The sequence below is a fragment of the Sporanaerobacter sp. genome (genome assembly GCF_047830725.1).
In the GTDB taxonomy this organism is placed as follows: Bacteria; Bacillota; Clostridia; order Tissierellales; family Sporanaerobacteraceae; genus Sporanaerobacter.
Map to the genome: position 1 here is coordinate 275,139 of NZ_CP181252.1, position 17,930 is coordinate 293,068.

Here is a 17,930-nt window from a genome sequence, read left to right on the forward strand (position 1 = left end):
TCCATTCCTTTTACTCGACCTTTGGATTTAGCTGTGGAGCATAGGGTTTTATATCCAATATGGGCGTTCCATCTACCATGTCAACTCTTCCTGAATTTCTATTTTATCTTCTTCTACTTTTATGAATTTAACAATAGACATTCCTATTCCATTTGGTCTTCTCGGCGATCTGGTTGAAAAAACTCCATTAACCTAATGCCAATTTGATCCTATCATACACAGTTTTAAAACTAAATCCTGTTTTATCACATATACTTTTTACATCTTCATATTCTGGATAATAATATTTGTCCCCTTCAAAAAAGCAAACCTTAACTCTAACTTGTCCATATTCAGTGTCAACATTTATTATTTCTCTCTTCAATACTGTCCGATTAGTATTATATCTTCTAATACCTATGGAAGTAGTATTTTTAAATATTATTGATTCCATAAATTTAATATTTTCCTCTTCACACAGCACAGTCAATTTGTAGCCAGGTCTATTTTTTTTCATGAAAATAGGAGTGTAGAAAACATCTTTTCCTCCACTTTCTATAAGTTTTTCCACTATAAATCCAAGATTTTCTCCGCTACAGTCATCTAAATTGGTCTCCAACACCCAAATTTTATCCTCAGAAACTTCTTTAGATATCTCTTCAATGATAAATGCTCTAAGTATATTTGCCTTTTCAAAATTCTTTTTACCTGCTCCAATTCCAACTTTTCTTATCTTGTAGTTTTCTGGTAAGTCTTTTCTTGTCTTAAGAGCTGCAGCTATGGCTGCACCTGTAGGCGTTATCATTTCACCTGGAGTATCAGTAATTTTAATTGATAGTGAATTATCTATAACTATATTTGTAACAGCTGGCACTGGAACTGGAATTGTTCCATGCTGACACTTTACATGACCAGTTCCTTCATATATTTTAGACACAACAACTTCATCAATATCTAAATTGTCAATACATATTCCTACCGCTACAATATCAACAATGGAATCGATTGCACCAACTTCATGAAAATGAACTTTTTCTATATCTACTCCATGAGCTTTAGATTCAGCTTTTGCTACAATATTAAATATTTTTTTTGAAATTTTTTTTGCTCTATCAGATATTTGTCCTTCATCTATTATTTTATATATATCATATAGATTTCTATGTTCATGATGGTGAACATTGTCATGAGTATGCTCCATATCTTCATGCAATACAACATCAAAGTCACAAGCATCTATGCCACATTTCTGAGTTCTTCCAATTTTTATATCATAGCCATGAACTTTTAAACTATCTAATCCTTGCCTCAATAAATTTTCATCTGCTCCCAAATCTAGCAATGCTCCCACTGTCATATCGCCACTTATACCTGAAAAGCATTCTAAATACAATGTCTTCTTATACATTTCCTTGCACCGCCAATCTATTAATTTGTGTACTTATATAACCAGCACCAAATCCATTGTCAATATTTACTACTGAAATTCCTTCTGCACATGAGTTAAGCATCGTTAACAATGAGGATAGTCCTTGAAAATTGGCACCATATCCAACAGAAGTTGGTACGGCAATTACTGGTTTGTCAATCATTCCTGCAATAACCCCTGGCAATGCCCCTTCCATTCCAGCTACTGCTACAACACAATTAGCTTTTCGAATTTCATCCATTTTAGACAATAGTCTATGTATTCCAGCTACGCCAACATCATATATTCTAAGTACATTGCTACCAAAAAACTCGGCAGTTTGAGCTGCCTCCTCTGCCACTGGAATATCTGATGTCCCTCCTGTACACACAGCAATACATCCAATTTTATCTATGCTTTTTTTCACTATTTTAATAATTCTCGACAATTCATCATACTCTGCTTCAGGAATTACTTCTTTGACTTTTAAAAACTGCTCTTTTGAAGCTCTAGTACCTAATACATTAAAATCTCTTTCATTAAAGTTTTGAAAAATTTTTATCAAATGTTCATCTGATTTCCCACTACAGTATATGACTTCTCCAAATCCTGAACGTAAGCTCCTATGATGATCTAATTTAGCAAAACCCAAGTCCTCATAAGGAAGCTTTTTTAGTATTTCTTCTCCCTCTGATATAGACATTTCATTATTTTTTATTTTATTTAATATTTCATGAACATCCATTTTATATTCCTCACTTTATTGTTCTAATTTGCTTATATAATCTTTCACTAACTCTACACTAGAATCTATACATTGCTGTATATTATATTCTCCAGGAATTGCTATTTTAATATTGCATTTAGATAATGGTATTAAGATTTTCATTGCATGACTTCCTCCAATAGCTTCGGCCATTTTGGGCGATAACTCTCCCATCATGGAATTTGGCATAAGTATTGCCACAACTCCCATGATTATATCTACCTCTTTTGCATTATAGACAATGGCATTTTCACCTGTTGCCCCTTCATTAGCTCCAGCTTTTAGCATACTTTTAGTAGCATTTGCATTAGTTCCTAAGGCCAAAATTTTTATATTGGGTACTTTAGACTTTAGTTTTTCAATGATTATACTTCCAATTCCGCCACCTTGACCATCTACTACAGCAACAGTTGTTATCTTATCCATAGTATACCTCCTAGATTCACATTCTTTTATATAATATTACAGCATATATACATACAAAAGCAAATGAATTCTACTAATCATTGGATATCCATGCTTCCAGAACGAAATCCCTCTAAATCCAAAGTTATATAAACAAAACCTAAATCTTTTAAATAGTTAATTATTAAATCTTTTTTATCTAAAAATCTCAAAAACTCCTCTTTTTCTATTTCAATTCTAACTATATCTCCATGTACTCTAACTCTCACAACTACAAAACCTAATTTCTTTATATAAGCTTCAGCTTTTTCAATTTTATTTAAAAGTTCAAAACTAATATTCGTATTGTAAGGCAATCTTGTAGCTAGACAAGGTGCTGATGGCCTTGTGGCTACAGAAACATTTAAATCTTTAGCCATTTGTCTAACTTCTTTTTTAGTTATATCAAGCTTTGCCAATGGGCTTATTATACCTAATTCTTTTAGAGCTTTAATACCTGGCCTATATTCCTTTAAATCATCTGCATTAGTTCCATCGAGAATATATTTAATATCATTTTTCTCTGCAAATTCTAATAGTTTCTCAAACAAATATTTTTTACATTGATAGCATCTATCAATAGGATTTGTAAGAATTTTTTCATTTTCAAATTCATCAATATCAATTATTTTATGGATTGCCCCCATAGATTTTGCTACTTCCCTTGAAATATTTATATCTTCCATAGGATGCAATCTTGTATTAAAAGTTACTGCATATATTTTTTTGTTGTACTTCTCACTAGCATCGCAGGCCATCTTTAAAATCAAGCTACTGTCTACTCCTCCAGAAAAAGCAACACAAGCCCCTTCTTCTACAAGTTTTGATATTTCCTTTTGCAAAATCATATATTTATCTTCCATATAAATTCTCCTATCTAACTACCAACCTCTAGTGTATTCTTGAAAACAATCAAGACATACTTTTTTCCCATCATTAATTCTGATTTTATGTTCTGGGGCACTTTCCCCACAATTTTCACAAACAACTGTTGCAAACAATCTTGCCTTTTCTGGCAAATCAAATTTTGGCTTACTGAAATTAAAAATCTCATCAACTTTTGCATTTAGTATATACTCTTGTCTTTCCTTACGATCCATTTCTCCTTTAAATGGCTTAAGAATCATACGAATTTTTTCCCCATTGGAACGATTGAAAAAACTAAAGGCCATCTTACCTGTAGGTCTATAGATGAGATTTCCTTTTCCAAAAGTACAACCTGTAATTACTTGTACTGCATCTACTCCACAGGCATCATTTTCAGTAACGCATACAATTTCTTCATCTTTTGAAAATGTAAAACCCATTTTTTCCATAGCCGCCTCACAAGCTTTATAGCCAATAGCAAGTCCTGGACACTCATGACCATGGAATTCTACTGCTTTTTGCCACAACAATCTATCCATTTCCCCACTCCTTTCATCCAAAAAAAAGCCCATGAATAGAGCTGTTTCTTACAGCATCCCTTCATGGGTTATTTCCACAATAAATAAACACCTAAAACCAAAGCCTTCGTGGCTTCATTTCCTTCATAGATATTATCATGTTTTGGTGAAAATGTCAAAATGAATTCTTTAAAAATTTCAAGCACATCCTTCTGTCTTAACTACTTTCTTTTGCCAATCTTTTGTTCTATAAATTATATATCCATATATGCATATGACTAAATTGCTAAAGCTCATGGAAAACCATATGCCAGTAGAACCTATATTGGTAAAATTTTTAAATATAAGTATCATAGGAAGTCTCACAAACCATAGGCGACCAATCTCCATGGCCATAGAATACTTTGTGTGCCCAGAGCCTTGAAATATTCCCTGCAATACACTAAAAACCCCCATAAGTGGCATAGAAAAAGAAATATATTTTAAATAAGTAATACCTTGAACAATAACTTCTTTATCATCTCTCGCTTGAATAAAAAAATTAATTATTTCTTCATCCTTCCACAGCATAAGCACACATCCTATTATTGAAAACAAAATCGTAAGTATGATGGATTTTGAAAATGCTTCCTTTACTCTCTCTATTTGATCTGCTCCAATATTTTGACCAACAATAGTTGTAAGAGCTGCCCCTATTCCCATAGCAGGTTGCATTATGAGGGATGTAATCCTGTTGACCATGCCAAAGGCTGCCATAGTTGCAGTACCATAGGAGGCAATAAAGCTATTCAAAACTATAAAACCTAAAGCCGAACCTGATTGTCCAACAGATGAAGGCAATGCAACATTTACAATCTTTTTTATAATTTCTTTGTCAAACTTAAAATTTTTAAAGCTAGGTTTAACCATAGTAGATGATTTAACGAGCTTATAAACTATGACAAATGAAAGCAGAGCTTTTGACAAAATTGTAGCTATAGCTGCTCCCGCAATTCCCATATCAAATGTAAATATAAATATGGGATCTAATACTGCATTTAAAATACCAGAAATAGCACTAAGTATTGTTGGTGTAATAGTATTTCCTTGAGCATTCATGATAGAATTAAAATTGAAAAACATAAACATAAAAGGCATATCTAAAAAAGTAAGTTTCAAATATATATTGCTATATTTAGCTAAATCTCCAGTTCCCCCCATGAATTTCACAAATAACGGTGTAATAAAATACCCAAGAATAGCAAAACCAACAGAACATATCATAGATATGACTATTAATTGACTTGCATATTTATTTGCTTCTTCATATTTTGAAGCTCCAATCAATTGTGACAAAATAGCGGTACCAGCTACCGAAAGGCCAATACCCAAAGATATAAATAAAAAGTTTACTGGCCAAACAAAAGCTGTAGCTGCAAATTGAACAGAGCCAAGTTTGCCAACCCAAATTCCATCCACTAAATTGTATAGAGTCTGTATTAAATTGTTTATCATAATAGGTAAAGATAATGTGATAATTGTTTTGTATATGTTCCCATTTAATATGAGATCCTTTCTTTCAGCTTCCTTCATTTAGACACTCCCATCCTAATATATTTAGAGACCCGTAATATATATTATAGCACTTATATAAAAAAAATAAAGTTCTTAGAGACACGAAGGAATATATTTTTTTTATTTTCATATACATATAGTATTTCATGAGATTGGAGATTTTTTATGAATAGAATTTTTCTATTATTTATAATCATACTTTCAATATTTGCAAAAAATAAATCAATGGTATATGCAGGAATAGCAGTACTTGTACTGTCATTTATATCTAATGAAAATGTAGTAAAATTTGTAAAAAACAATTTTTTAGATATTGGACTTGTTTTTTTAATGATATGGATGCTCATACCATTGATAGAAAATCAAAATGAAATATCTATATTGAGTCCTAAAGAATTTTTAAATTTAGAATGGGTAGTATCTTTTTTAAGTGGACTATTTATAGTCATAATAGCATCAAAGGGTGCTAAATACCTAAATGGAAATACTAAAGCACTATCGGGGGCCATTTTCGGCTCTATAGTAGGAGTGACTTTTTTTGGAGGGACTCCAGTAGGAATGTTGACGGGCTCTGGAATTGCATATTTGATACTAAAATTGTTAAAGGGCCTTTAATTAAAGGCCCTTTAGTTTAATATGTCTCAACAAATACTTCGAAATAACCCATTGGATGAGCACAAGCTGGACAAGTTGTAGGTGCACTCTTGCCTCTGTGAATATATCCACAATTGTTGCATTTCCATTCCACAACTTCATCCTTTTCAAATACTTTATTGTTTTCAATATTCTCTAATAGTTTTCTATATCTTCTTTCATGACGTTCCTCTACTTCTGCTATTTCTCTAAATACAAATGCTATTTCAGGAAATCCTTCTTCTTCAGCAACTTTAGCAAAATTTGGATATAAGTCTTCCCATTCTTCTTTTTCTCCATTTGCCGCATATAGAAGATTTTCTTTTGTTTCCCCTAGACCAACTGGATAGTCTGCATTTATTTCTACCATTTCTCCTTTTAGACTCTCATTTAAAAATTTAAAGAACCTCTTTGCATGCTCTTTTTCATTTTCTGCTGTTTCTGTGAAAATATTTGAAATTTGAACATAACCTTCTTTTCTTGCTTGAGATGCATAGTATGTATATCTTGTTCTTGCTTGAGATTCTCCAGCAAATGCCTTCATTAAGTTTTCAGCTGTCTTAGTTCCTTTTAGTGATTTCAAAAAAACTCCTCCTTAAACAATATATTTTTTAATATTAAAATATAACTATTTTAGTATTTACCCAGTTATTTTTAATTATAACATAAAAAAAACAATATAAGATTAAAGCTCCTTTAGACAATACATTTAAGATATTGTTTAAGGGAGCTTTAATCTTATATATTCATTTTTACTTCGTATTTACTTCTCAATTCCTGAGTTTTATCTAAATACTTTTCTTGCTGTTTTAGCATAATCATCTGTTCATTTATCTGATTTTTGACTTCTTCTAAGGATCTCATCTCAGCTTCTTTCTTATATTGTACCTTAATTAAATGATATCCAAATTGAGTTTTTACAGGTTCACTTAATTTTCCTTCTTCAATGCTAAAAGCAGCATCTTCAAATTCTTTCACCATTTGGCCTTTAGTGAACTCTCCCAAATCCCCACCATTTTCTTTTGAAGGACAAGTAGAATATTTTTTAGCTGCTTCTTCAAAAGATAAACCTTCATTTATTTCTTTTTGTATTTTCTTTGCCTCATCTTCTTCTTTTACTAATATGTGACTTGCTCTAACTGATTCTGGAGTTTGAAAATTCATTTTATGCTCATTGTAATACTCATTTATTTCTTCTTCTGTCACAAAAATACCTGATATTATCTTATTGAAAGCATATTGTTTTAAAACATTTTCTTTAACTTTTTCTAAAGCTAGTTTATAAGTTTCTTCTTCGTCAAAGCCATTTTCAATAGCATCAAAATAAAGCAATTCCTGATTTATCAACTCATCTACTACTCTTTTCATACCATCTGGTGATTGAAATTGCATAGCCACTTGTGGTCCTAGTTCATTTAAAAAAACATATACATCCTTTTGTGTTATTTCCTTGCCATTAACTGTTGCCAATATTGGATTTTCATTCATAATCAATAATTCTCCTTTAATATTTTATTTTCCTCACTTTATCATATATAGAAATTATCATATGGAGCTAAGATTGTCAACTAATGCTAATGAGAACAGTCCTTTCTCTTTTCCCCATATAATTCATCCTTAGAAAGCATAGCTGTCTTATATATGTAATCTGCAATTCTTTCAAGATGGCTTATTATATCAATATAGATAACTCCTGCATCTACATTACAAGTACCCTCATCAAGTCTTTTTATATGGTTTTCTTCAGATGTACTGCATAAGCTGTCTGCTTTGTCTTCAAGTTCAGCAACCCTTTTTATACTTTTCTCATTTCTATCACCAATAGCCAAAATGACATTATCAAACATTTCAATTATTACATTTTCTATTTCCCTTAATTCGCTATCAGCAATATCTGTAAACTGGAGATTTTTATCTAATTTGCTTTTACACAATTCAGATATATCTACAACATGATCCCCAATTCTTTCAATATTGTTTATACAGTTTATAACTGCTGGAACCATAATAGATTGAGTTTCTGTAAGTTCTCTTTTTGAAAGTTCAACAATATACGTTGTTATATCTTTTTGCATTTGATTTATAAGAACCTCATTATCTGCAATCTGTCCCATTATTTTCATATCTCCTGTAAATATGAAATTCATCACGTCTGTAAACATCTTCTTTACTATTTCAGTTCCTCTTATGGTTTCGGAACGAGAAGCCTTTAAAGCTGCTACTGGCGTATCTAAAAGCAATTTGTCCAAATATATCTCATTTATATGAGCACTATTTTTAGGTTTTATCACTTTATGTAAAAACGCAACATAATATTTTGTCAAAGGTAAAAATATAAAAGAATTTATTAAATTAAATAATGTATGAGAATTTGCAATTTGTGCACTTATATCGCTAGCTGGCTGAAGCTTTGTAGTTAGAACTACAACAAACTTTACAAACATAGGTAAAACCATAAGTGTCAAAATAACTCCAAACAAATTATAAAAAGTATGAGCCCATGCAGTTCTCCTACCATTTATATTTCCATTTAAACTTGCAAGTTGTGCTGAAAGACAAGTTCCTATATTATCTCCAAGCATTATGCAAATAGCCGATTGTATATCTAAAAGCCCTGCTTGAGCTAAAACCATTACAAGTCCAACTGTTGCAGCACTACTATGCACCATTGCAGTCACAAACGCACCTAATAGTATACCTACTATTGGAATAGAGGCATACTGGGTGAAAAAATACTTTAAAGATTCACTTTCTTTCAAAAAAGGTATTCCTGAATTCAATATTTTAAGACCTAAAAACATCATTCCAAATCCCATCAAGGCTTGGCCAAAACTTTTTAATTTTTTCTTTTTAGAAAGATTTTCTATTGCAAATCCTATACCAAGTATTGGAAGCGCTATATCTGTCAGTTTGAAATTAAAACTAAAAGCCATAAGTTGAGCAGTTATGGTTGTTCCAATATTTGCACCATAAATTATCCCTACTGCTTGAGAAAGATTCATAAGCCCAGCATTTACAAATCCAACAGTAAGTATTGTAATAGCTGTACTACTTTGAACAATTGCCGTCAAAACGGTCCCAACTAAAAAAGCACCCCATACCTTTCCAGTCAATACTGATAAGATTTTTTTCATCATGTCCCCTGAAGCTTTTTCAAGTCCCTCTCCCATCTTATCTACGCCATACATAAGTAGTGCTGTTCCACCGATAAGTCCAAATATTAGTTCCTTCATTTTTGTTTCCTCCATCATTTTGTTAGGCAAATATATTTTTAATACATCAATCATATAATTGTATTTGTTATAAGATGTCGACATATTTATTTTTAAATTTCATATTTTCGACATTTTATGATATGATATATTAGAATAATTCATGCTATTATATTATAACAAATATAATGTTTCTAGTCACAAAATAATTAAATTAATTTAAAGGAGTTATGCATTATGAAAGGAATAATTTTTGATATGGATGGAGTTATAGTGGATAGCGAACCATTGCATTTTAAACTCGAGAGGGAAATATTGGAGGAATTTGGAGCAAATATAGATAGAAAAGAGCATGAATCTTTTGTAGGTACTACAGATTATAAAATGTGGTACATTTTCAAGGAAAAATTTAATTTAGAACCTTCTGTAGAAGAACTAATAGGATTAAAAAAGAAAAGATTTGAACAAAATATAGACAAAATTCAGCTCATGGATAATATTTTAGATTTCATTAAATTTCTACAAAATAAAGAATATATTTTAGCTTTAGCATCTTCAAACAATAAGAGAACAGTAAATTTAATAGTTGATAAATTTAAACTAGATAAATATTTCAAAGTTATACTCAGTGGAGAAGAAGTATCAAAAGGAAAACCTGATCCAGAAATTTTTCTAAAAGCAGCAAGTGCTATGAATTTGAAACCAGAGGATTGCTTGGTGATAGAAGATGCTACAAACGGCATCCTTGCAGCAAAAGCTGCAGGAATGAAATGTATTGCTATAAGAAATAAAAATTCCGGTAATCAAGATTTGTCTAAAGCAGATACCATAATAGACAATTTTAAAGAATTGTTCTAATCATTTAGAAACCTCTTACATAAGCAAGTTGTTGCTCCTGCTGGGCATACAAAAATTGTATGAGCAATTGCTCATACAATTTTTTGTGCTAAAATACCAGCACCTATAGCTCCAGCATATCTAGCCATAGGATTTGTTTTGACAGGACTTTTAAGTTTCTCTGACAAGCTATTTACTATATACTCACATTCACATAATCCACCTGTCAAAAAATATTTTTCCCCATATGAATGTTTCCTACATAAAGAAGCTACTTTACTCACAATAGAATCTACTATTGCATAAGCTATATCTTCTTTTTTCTCTCCTCTTCCAATAAGACTTATAACTTCAGATTCTGCAAATACAGTACACATAGAACTTATAGTGATCCCGTCCCCATTTTCAGCCAATTTACATAGCTCGTTTATATCTACTCCCAATGTATTTGCCATGATTTCCAAAAATCTTCCTGTACCAGCAGAACATTTGTCATTCATTATAAAATCCTTTACCATGCCATCTTCTACAGTGATAACTTTGGTATCCTGTCCCCCTATATCTACTACTGTACAATCTTCTCCTATAAGATATGCTGCTCCTTTTCCATGACAAGTTATTTCTGTAATGGTTTTATGAGCATAGGGAACAGATACTCTTCCGTAACCTGTAGCTATTACTTTCATTTCATTTTCATTTATTCCTTTGGATATAATTCTTTCTTTTATCTTGTTGGCAGTTTCAATACTGCTCCAACCTGTAGGTAAAACAAAAGTATCTATCAATTTATCATTTTCAAATACTGCCGTTTTAGCTGCTGTAGACCCAATATCAACTCCAGCATAGTACATTTTAAATCCTCCTTATGTTATTATAACATCTCTATAAATGCTGCTATTCTAGTCTTTAATTGTCCCTCATCCGCCATAGAATAATCAGTCTCTATACTCATATATGGTATATTTTTTTCTTCAGTCACGAAATCTTTAATTCTACGAGTTTCTACATTGTAAGTATGACAAGCTTGTAAAATCACATCTATAACACCATCAACTTTATACTCGTCTATCAATTCAGACATCAAATCAATTCTATTATCGTTTGGTGCCATAACTGAACATCCAACATTTAAATATTTTTCAGCCAATGCCTCAATTGGTTCTTTAGTTTCATCAACTAAACGTATTTTTTCTTTTATACCACTACAATTTTCATAACACACAACTACTGCTCCACTTTCTTCTATGAGTTTGATGATTTTGTTTGCAACTCCTCCAATTGGACAGCCTGTTATTAAAATTCTTGGAGCATCTTCTTTAACTTTTCTCACTCCATTTGCATATTCTTTTTTCAATTCTTCAATCATGTCCATTACTTTTTTGTTTTGTTCATCTTTGTCAAAAGTAAAAGATGCACCATGCAAAACAGTATGAAGCTCCATTCCAGTTAAAGGAGGAGGACACATTTTACCTAGAGAATACAATTCCTTCAATACTTGTCTTTCTTCGTTGCATCTCTTTATAGCTTTTTTTAAATCCTCATCTGTTATTTGAATATTAAATTCCCTTTCCAATCTTTCTTTTAATAAAATAATCTCATTTTTCCAAACTGAAAGTGCATGTTCTCTATCTGTGGCTTGTGGTAGTTGCATGACATGCATTGGTTTTATTTGTCCTAAGTATTCATACATCTTCTTCTTTCCATCACAAGTTGTTTCTCCTACAATTAAATCTGAAAAGTAGGTGAAAGGACATTTTTCTGTTATTGCAAAACCATAGCTTGACTTTATGAGTGGACATAAGTTTTTAGGAAGATCTCTTTCTGCATCTGTTATTGTTTCATCACTCATGCCGCATAGTGAAATTGGATGAGCCCCTGCCGCATATATAACTTCAACTGGAGTAAAAGTACAAAAAATTCCTACTACATGTTCTCCTGAATCTTTATATTCCTTAACTTTTATGAAAGAATTTCTTCTAGCCTCACTAAATTCATCAAATATTTCTGGCAAATCGTTCATTTTCTTTTCCCCTTTCATATAAAAAATAAAATTTTATACCTTTTCTAAAAGTTCTATATGCCAAAGAGTAGAATTTTTAAGTTTTAAAGGTGTTCTTTTTATACAATTGTGACCTATAAATTTAATATCTTTTCTATTTTCTAAAATATATTCTATGGCATGGCCATAAGTTATATCTTCTTTAAATTGTATAGGGTGAGATTCAACAAATCCCATATTTTGAAAAACCGTAGATGTCTTTCCACAAATATGAATTATGCTCTCATCCAATTCATTTTCAATAGTTTTTAATATTTTGTAAGTAGACTTTCCACTAAATTCCTTATATATCTTTGGTCCTACTATATCTTCAGCTCCTAAAGGATCTCCATATGATATTATCTTTGCTCCTCTATTTATTCCTTCTTTCATGTATTTTACAATATTTGCTTCCATGTTTTTTAGGACTTCATTAACCATTTCTTTGTCTTTTCTTATAGCTTTATAAAATATTCTTAAATCTACTAGAGAATTTATGATAGTAAAAGGTCCTTCTACATTTAAAACTACAGTTTCTCCCATAGAATTAAGTATTTCTACAGCTTTTAAAACTTCATTTATTCTATTTTGAGTCAAATTTATTTCTTCAATTTTCATCAATTCATCTATGGAATTGAAAGCATAGCTTTCAACTCTAGGACCAGATTTGAAATCACCCAATTTGATATTTCCACCCAATGTTTCTGCCTCTACAGTATTGCAAAAAGGAACTCTACACAAAGTATCCTTTCTATATTCTTTTAATTCTTTCGATAAAACTGCCATATATTCAGCTTTAGTATGAACTTTGGGAAAACTTAATCCTGTTTTGTTCAATATGATTTCAGGAATTTCTTCCATCTTGTCATTTATACACTTAAAATCCATCATTTCATCCATTTTATCACCTATATACTCATTTTCCAAAATCATTATCTATCTAAAAGTCAGACATTTAGCAAACAATTCCTCATATCCTTCCTTTGTAGATAGCTCAAAATACTCTATATCCTCCGCCACATCTTCCATCTCTTTTCTTTCATCCTTAGACAACAAACACATCATCGCTCCAGTTTTAGAAGAATTTCCTATATATTTTATCTTGTCCTTCAAATTTTCTGGTATAATCCCAACTCCCGTCAAACTGCTTATCTTTAAATGTCTTCCAAACTGTCCTGCTATAACTACACTATTAAGCTCTTCCATACTCATGCCCATAAAATCTACAAGAGCATAAAAGCCAGAGGAAATTGCTCCCTTAGCTAACTGAATCTGTCGAATATCATCTTGAGATATAGATATTTCTTCATCTCCATTTTTATATATAATAACTTTTCTTTTCTTGTTTTCTTCTATTATATATTTTGCCAATCCATGACGTCCTTCTTTTTCTAAATCCTCTTTACTTTTCAACCTTCCTGATTTTTTTATAAATCCTTTTTGATTTAATTCGGCCATAGCTTCTAATATGCCGCTACCACATATCCCTATAGGCTCTACATTTCCAATGACTTGAAGGTGAATTTCGTCTTCATCAAATTGAATTCCCTCTATAGCTCCCTCTGCTGCTCTCATACCACAACTTATATTAGCACCTTCCAGTGCTGGACCTGCTGCACAAGAACATGAGGCTAGTTTTCCTCCTTTGGACAATATCATTTCTCCATTTGTCCCTATATCAATAAAAAATATATTGTCATCTGTATCTTTTAAGCCAGCTACTACAGCACCAGCTACAACATCTGAACCAATAAAACTGGAAACTCCAGGCAGACAATATATCCTTCCAAATGGTGATATTTCAATTCCAATACTATTTGCCCATAAATTTTTCGCCTTTGAAAAAATTGTAGAATAAGGTGATTTTCCTATAGTATCAGTATTTATTCCTAACAATAGATGCATCATAGTAGCATTAGCTCCTACGGCTACTTCATAAATATTTTCAATATTTATATCATTTCTATCACACAATTTTTCTAATAGAGAATTTATGCAATCTACTATAGCCTTCTGCAACAAATAAAGGCCATTTTCCTTCCTCTTTACATAATCTATACGAGATAATACATCAAGACCATATTCTTTTTGAGGGTTTATGGAAGTTTCAGAATCAATTTCCTTGCCATTATTCAAATCTATAAGTGATACAACTACTGTAGTAGTTCCAATATCCACTGCAGCACCATATAGTTTTTCTATTGTATCCCCATGTTCTATCCCAATCAATTTATCTTCATGATATACCAAAGTAGTTTTTTCTTCTTTGTGTACACTCGCTAAAACCTTTAAAAATCCAGTATTGTCATGATACAATTCCCTACCTATAGCCTTTTCTATTAATTCCTCATAAGATATATTGTTTTTCAATGTAGGCTTTTCTAAAATAACAATTTCTTTGCGGAGACTAGGATTTAGTTCTATCTCGGGAATATAGCCTTGTGATAGTCCTTGATAATTTTTCTCTTCTTTATCTAAAAGTTTTACATACATATCACCTTTTGGATAGACAAGGCAACTAAGCCTTATCCCTTTATCTATTTCTTTTTTTGAAAGATGCTTTAATTCATCATCTGTAGGCCCATCTATTTTTCCCTCTAATATCTGAACCTTGCATTTACCACAATATCCCTTCCCTCCACAAGGAGTTTCTAAACTAAATCCAATATCTTTCAATATATCAATAAGACTTTTGCCTTCTTGATAATCATAGGATATATCTTTGTTGTATATTTTCAATATTGCCATAGATTTTCACTCCATATATATTGATTCTTTAGCAACTTCTACCATTGACTGTATATTTTCTAGTTTGGTTCTTGGTCCAATACCACAAGCTGGAGATAATATATCAACTCCATTTTTTATACAAACTCTAGAAAGGTTTTTTATTATATCTTTAGAACTTCTCTCAAGTGCTAAAGTACTTACATTTCCCATTATAGCTTTATTGTCTACATTCATTGCTACTTCTCTCACATTGACTATAGAGTCAAAGCTTATAACATCACTATCAAGAGAATTAAGTATTCCATATACACTCTTAAGTCTCCCGCATATATGAATTATGGTTCCTCCTTTTATATCTTCCTTAACTGAATTAACTATTTTATTTAAATAAGGAACAGCAAACTCAGAAAACAACTTAGGCCCTAAAATTTCTCCTGTCCCGCTAGGATCTGAAATAGCCAATATATCTGCTCCAGCCTGTATTTCAGCCTTGGCAAAACATATGAGATTTTCCGTTACAAACTCCATAAATTCATGAGCTTCTTTTGGTTTCCTTCTCAACTCTTTATAATAATCTACAGGTTCCATCAAAGAAGAAGCTGTACTTACAGGCCCTACTAGATTGGCTATGATAGGAACATCTAAATTTTGATTTTTAAGTATTTTAATAGCATCTAAAACCACTTTAGTTCTGCCTTCTTCTAAACTCAACTCTTTGAGATTTCTCCACTCTGTAACAGAACTAATTGGATATTCTATGACTCTAGGTTCATTTATCTTGGTACCCAAACCCACAGTAGCTCCCATAGATTCAGCTTCTACAGTCATGCAAAATGGTACTCCAAAATTTTCAAATCCTCCATTTTCACAAACACCCATAGTAAGCTTTGCCATCATTTCAGCATCTACATGAGCTTCTGGCCATTTCACTCCAGTTATATCCATGATATCTTCCACAATCATATTCATCATACCACCAGGACAAATACAGGGAGGACGATCTACTTTTTCTCCTTTTATTGCACGAAACAATCTTTCTCTTTTTGACAGCGATTCAATCCGCATAAAATTTCCCCCTTAAACCATTCATTTCTCTAAATTGTATTACTCATCATATCTATTGAAACTCATCAATTCTTCCAATTTTTCATCTGTAATTGGCCATCCAATCTCTCTAGCTGTATCCAACATAGCATCAATATTTTCAATAGGTGTTTCTACTGGCAGCCCACATCCAGACATGATTCCATAGCCCTTAGGACATTTGTAACCATCTTTCACACATTGCAATGTAGCTTTCCTTACATCTTCTTTGGTGCCTGCATACATTATAGAAGAAGGATCAACATTCCCCATTATTTTTATTCTGTCCCCTACAGTTTCCGTACAATTTTTAAGGTTTGCAATATTATCTATGCTTAAAGCTCCTACACCTATATCCACTATATCTTCCCATATATTATCTGTCTTTCCGCATATATGTATAGACGCTCCACATCCTCTAGATTTTATGAAATCTATAAATCTCTTCAAATATGGCTTTGAAAATTCTCTAAAATGTTTTGGGCTCACTACAGTACAAGATGACATAGGTTCTGCAATGCTTATACCTATTCCTTGATTAATAGTAGCATCTGCAAATCTTATGCAGTTTTCTAAAGAAATTTCGCACAATTTATGAACTGATTCAGGATCTTTTATCATCATCTTGGTCATATTTTCTACACCAATTAAGAAAAAAGCAGAAGTAAAAGGTCCCACAATTAAAGCTGTACATGGAACTTCTTCTCCTATTTCATCTTGCACATATTTCATAGCTTCAATATGAATTGGCAGTCTTGCATCCTTATATGGATCTATAGGCTCTAATTTAGCTATTTCTGAAATATCCTTAATAGCTGGTTCCAAAAGATCTACTGTTTCATCCTCTGGATATTTCATTTTAGCTCCCATAGCTTCTGCAATAATAAAAAGATCGGTAAAGACCTTTGCACCATCCCCACCAAATCTCCTATGAGTTGCAATGACTGCATCTGCCAAAATTCTCGCACTATGATTGAATTCTGAAATCTTACATCCTAAAACTCTTGCAATTCCATTAGATAAATTGGGATTGCACTGAATTCTATCTACATCTTCCCCCTTTGAAAGAGCAATAGCTCTTTCCATAGGTGTCATCTCGTCTTTAAATAGCGACATCTATATTCTTCCCCCTTACCAATTTTTTTGCTAATCTCGCAGCCCTTGAAGCCTCAGGTGCATATCCATCTGCTCCTATTTTGTCTGCAAAACTCTGAGATATTGGGCCTCCTCCAACCATGACCACCACATTATCTCTTATACCTTCTTTTTTTAATAAATTAATCACTATTTCCATATTGTCCATTGTAGTTGTCATTAAAGTTGAAAGACCTATTAAATCAGCCCCTATTTCTTTTGCCTTTTCTATAAATTTAACTGGGGGAACATCTCTTCCCAAATCATATACTTCAAATCCTGTAGTCTCCAGCATAATCTTAAATAAATTTTTCCCTATATCATGAGTATCTCCTTCTACCACTCCAACTACAGCTTTATATCTTTCATCAGTCTCATCATACTTTAAATGAGGTTTTAAAATATCCATACCTGCATACATAGCATCTGAACACATCAAAAGCTCTGGTATATAATATTCTTCTTCCTCATAAAGCTTCCCTGCTTCATCCATTCCCACTGCCAAGCCATTAGAAATACCTTCATACGCATCAAAATTCTTTTGTATAAAAATATTTGCTACCTCAACAGTTTTATCCTCATCCATATCAACAACCGCGTCAGCCAATTCTCTTAAAAGTTCATCTTTTTCACTAGACAAATAAATCACTCCTTAACCTTTTTATAAGATAGTTGCTATTTTATCATTTATATTTTATATATAAAATAATTAGATTACCAATCTTAT

General features: G+C 31.9%; 17 protein-coding genes and 3 pseudogenes. 2 read left to right on the forward strand and 18 right to left on the reverse strand.

Annotated features, from left to right (window positions below):
- Nucleotides 1–10 precede the first annotated feature (10 nt).
- The 8 genes and pseudogenes from ACFWUA_RS01360 to ACFWUA_RS01395 all read right to left on the reverse strand — a co-directional run.
- Nucleotides 11–85 (reverse strand): annotated as a pseudogene (locus ACFWUA_RS01360) (TrmO family methyltransferase domain-containing protein); the annotation flags it as partial.
- A pseudogene (locus ACFWUA_RS01365) lies at nucleotides 73–174 on the reverse strand (TrmO family methyltransferase domain-containing protein); the annotation flags it as partial. The pseudogenes ACFWUA_RS01365 and ACFWUA_RS01360, both read right to left, overlap by 13 nt.
- A 13-nt stretch (nucleotides 175–187) precedes the next feature.
- Complete coding sequence (gene larC / locus ACFWUA_RS01370) at nucleotides 188–1,387, reverse strand: nickel pincer cofactor biosynthesis protein LarC (protein WP_416198383.1); 1,200 nt, start codon at nucleotides 1,385–1,387, stop codon at nucleotides 188–190.
- On the reverse strand, nucleotides 1,380–2,132 hold the full coding sequence (gene larB, locus ACFWUA_RS01375; RefSeq protein ID WP_416198384.1) for a nickel pincer cofactor biosynthesis protein LarB: 753 nt from the start codon (nucleotides 2,130–2,132) through the stop codon (nucleotides 1,380–1,382). Before larB ends, larC begins: the two co-directional genes overlap by 8 nt.
- Before the next feature lie 15 nt (nucleotides 2,133–2,147).
- A complete protein-coding gene (locus tag ACFWUA_RS01380) occupies nucleotides 2,148–2,579 on the reverse strand; it encodes a DUF3842 family protein (RefSeq protein ID WP_416198385.1) in 432 nt (143 codons plus the stop codon).
- A gap of 77 nt (nucleotides 2,580–2,656) precedes the next feature.
- Nucleotides 2,657–3,460 carry an ATP-dependent sacrificial sulfur transferase LarE gene (gene larE / locus ACFWUA_RS01385; RefSeq protein ID WP_416198386.1) on the reverse strand — a complete coding sequence of 268 codons (804 nt, stop codon included), beginning with the start codon at nucleotides 3,458–3,460 and terminating at the stop codon, nucleotides 2,657–2,659.
- Nucleotides 3,461–3,478: 18 nt separating this feature from the next.
- Entirely contained in the window at nucleotides 3,479–4,003 is a 525-nt protein-coding gene (locus ACFWUA_RS01390) for an FmdE family protein (protein ID WP_416198387.1), read from the reverse strand.
- 177 nt (nucleotides 4,004–4,180) lie between these two features.
- Nucleotides 4,181–5,554, reverse strand: a complete 1,374-nt coding sequence (locus tag ACFWUA_RS01395) for an MATE family efflux transporter (protein WP_416198388.1) — start codon at nucleotides 5,552–5,554, stop codon at nucleotides 4,181–4,183.
- A 147-nt stretch (nucleotides 5,555–5,701) separates the two neighbouring features.
- On the opposite strand from ACFWUA_RS01395, the gene ACFWUA_RS01400 reads away from it, so the two are divergent.
- Nucleotides 5,702–6,151 carry a DUF441 family protein gene (locus tag ACFWUA_RS01400; RefSeq protein ID WP_416198389.1) on the forward strand — a complete coding sequence of 150 codons (450 nt, stop codon included), beginning with the start codon at nucleotides 5,702–5,704 and terminating at the stop codon, nucleotides 6,149–6,151.
- A 16-nt stretch (nucleotides 6,152–6,167) separates the two neighbouring features.
- Here the strand turns inward: ACFWUA_RS01400 and rbr are convergent, their stop codons facing one another.
- The 3 genes from rbr to ACFWUA_RS01415 all read right to left on the reverse strand — a co-directional run bounded on the left by rbr (nucleotide 6,168) and on the right by ACFWUA_RS01415 (nucleotide 9,402).
- The gene (rbr, locus tag ACFWUA_RS01405; protein ID WP_416198390.1) at nucleotides 6,168–6,752 is read right to left on the reverse strand and encodes a rubrerythrin; all 585 of its coding nucleotides are present in this window, start codon (nucleotides 6,750–6,752) and stop codon (nucleotides 6,168–6,170) included.
- A gap of 155 nt (nucleotides 6,753–6,907) precedes the next feature.
- Nucleotides 6,908–7,657 (reverse strand): peptidylprolyl isomerase, encoded by a 750-nt coding sequence (locus ACFWUA_RS01410; RefSeq protein WP_416198391.1) that lies wholly within the window; start codon nucleotides 7,655–7,657, stop codon nucleotides 6,908–6,910.
- 86 nt (nucleotides 7,658–7,743) lie between these two features.
- The gene (locus ACFWUA_RS01415; protein ID WP_416198392.1) at nucleotides 7,744–9,402 is read right to left on the reverse strand and encodes a Na/Pi cotransporter family protein; all 1,659 of its coding nucleotides are present in this window, start codon (nucleotides 9,400–9,402) and stop codon (nucleotides 7,744–7,746) included.
- Nucleotides 9,403–9,618: 216 nt separating this feature from the next.
- On the opposite strand from ACFWUA_RS01415, the gene ACFWUA_RS01420 reads away from it, so the two are divergent.
- Nucleotides 9,619–10,239, forward strand: coding sequence for an HAD family hydrolase (locus tag ACFWUA_RS01420; RefSeq protein WP_416198393.1), 621 nt, complete (start codon nucleotides 9,619–9,621; stop codon nucleotides 10,237–10,239).
- A 71-nt stretch (nucleotides 10,240–10,310) separates the two neighbouring features.
- Here ACFWUA_RS01420 and ACFWUA_RS01425 read toward each other — a convergent pair whose 3' ends face one another.
- The 7 genes and pseudogenes from ACFWUA_RS01425 to ACFWUA_RS01455 all read right to left on the reverse strand — a co-directional run bounded on the left by ACFWUA_RS01425 (nucleotide 10,311) and on the right by ACFWUA_RS01455 (nucleotide 17,843).
- Nucleotides 10,311–11,069, reverse strand: a complete 759-nt coding sequence (locus tag ACFWUA_RS01425; protein WP_416198394.1) for an acyl-CoA dehydratase activase — start codon at nucleotides 11,067–11,069, stop codon at nucleotides 10,311–10,313.
- A 20-nt stretch (nucleotides 11,070–11,089) separates the two neighbouring features.
- Complete coding sequence (locus ACFWUA_RS01430) at nucleotides 11,090–12,238, reverse strand: double-cubane-cluster-containing anaerobic reductase (protein ID WP_416198395.1); 1,149 nt, start codon at nucleotides 12,236–12,238, stop codon at nucleotides 11,090–11,092.
- A 33-nt stretch (nucleotides 12,239–12,271) separates the two neighbouring features.
- Entirely contained in the window at nucleotides 12,272–13,183 is a 912-nt protein-coding gene (locus tag ACFWUA_RS01435) for a uroporphyrinogen decarboxylase family protein (protein ID WP_416198396.1), read from the reverse strand.
- A 78-nt stretch (nucleotides 13,184–13,261) separates the two neighbouring features.
- Nucleotides 13,262–15,004 (reverse strand): annotated as a pseudogene (locus tag ACFWUA_RS01440) (ASKHA domain-containing protein); the annotation flags it as partial.
- Between the two features lie 6 nt (nucleotides 15,005–15,010).
- Complete coding sequence (locus ACFWUA_RS01445) at nucleotides 15,011–16,051, reverse strand: methylcobamide:CoM methyltransferase MtbA (RefSeq protein WP_416198397.1); 1,041 nt, start codon at nucleotides 16,049–16,051, stop codon at nucleotides 15,011–15,013.
- A gap of 39 nt (nucleotides 16,052–16,090) precedes the next feature.
- Entirely contained in the window at nucleotides 16,091–17,185 is a 1,095-nt protein-coding gene (locus ACFWUA_RS01450; RefSeq protein WP_416198398.1) for a uroporphyrinogen decarboxylase family protein, read from the reverse strand.
- Nucleotides 17,172–17,843, reverse strand: a complete 672-nt coding sequence (locus tag ACFWUA_RS01455) for a corrinoid protein (RefSeq protein ID WP_416198399.1) — start codon at nucleotides 17,841–17,843, stop codon at nucleotides 17,172–17,174. Before ACFWUA_RS01455 ends, ACFWUA_RS01450 begins: the two co-directional genes overlap by 14 nt.
- Nucleotides 17,844–17,930: the final 87 nt, after the last annotated feature.

What these genes read in the sequence shown, in the direction of transcription:
- larB (WP_416198384.1), bottom strand. Translation starts at nt 2,132, where the DNA reads ATGGATGTTCATGAAATATTAAATAAAATAAAAAATAATGAAATGTCT.
- ACFWUA_RS01410 (WP_416198391.1), bottom strand. Translation starts at nt 7,657, where the DNA reads ATGAATGAAAATCCAATATTGGCAACAGTTAATGGCAAGGAAATAACA.
- ACFWUA_RS01380 (WP_416198385.1), bottom strand. Translation starts at nt 2,579, where the DNA reads ATGGATAAGATAACAACTGTTGCTGTAGTAGATGGTCAAGGTGGCGGA.
- larE (WP_416198386.1), bottom strand. Translation starts at nt 3,460, where the DNA reads ATGGAAGATAAATATATGATTTTGCAAAAGGAAATATCAAAACTTGTA.
- ACFWUA_RS01390 (WP_416198387.1), bottom strand. Translation starts at nt 4,003, where the DNA reads ATGGATAGATTGTTGTGGCAAAAAGCAGTAGAATTCCATGGTCATGAG.
- ACFWUA_RS01395 (WP_416198388.1), bottom strand. Translation starts at nt 5,554, where the DNA reads ATGAAGGAAGCTGAAAGAAAGGATCTCATATTAAATGGGAACATATAC.
- ACFWUA_RS01450 (WP_416198398.1), bottom strand. Translation starts at nt 17,185, where the DNA reads ATGTCGCTATTTAAAGACGAGATGACACCTATGGAAAGAGCTATTGCT.
- ACFWUA_RS01420 (WP_416198393.1), top strand. Translation starts at nt 9,619, where the DNA reads ATGAAAGGAATAATTTTTGATATGGATGGAGTTATAGTGGATAGCGAA.
- ACFWUA_RS01430 (WP_416198395.1), bottom strand. Translation starts at nt 12,238, where the DNA reads ATGAACGATTTGCCAGAAATATTTGATGAATTTAGTGAGGCTAGAAGA.
- ACFWUA_RS01445 (WP_416198397.1), bottom strand. Translation starts at nt 16,051, where the DNA reads ATGCGGATTGAATCGCTGTCAAAAAGAGAAAGATTGTTTCGTGCAATA.
- ACFWUA_RS01415 (WP_416198392.1), bottom strand. Translation starts at nt 9,402, where the DNA reads ATGAAGGAACTAATATTTGGACTTATCGGTGGAACAGCACTACTTATG.
- ACFWUA_RS01425 (WP_416198394.1), bottom strand. Translation starts at nt 11,069, where the DNA reads ATGTACTATGCTGGAGTTGATATTGGGTCTACAGCAGCTAAAACGGCA.
- ACFWUA_RS01400 (WP_416198389.1), top strand. Translation starts at nt 5,702, where the DNA reads ATGAATAGAATTTTTCTATTATTTATAATCATACTTTCAATATTTGCA.
- larC (WP_416198383.1), bottom strand. Translation starts at nt 1,387, where the DNA reads ATGTATAAGAAGACATTGTATTTAGAATGCTTTTCAGGTATAAGTGGC.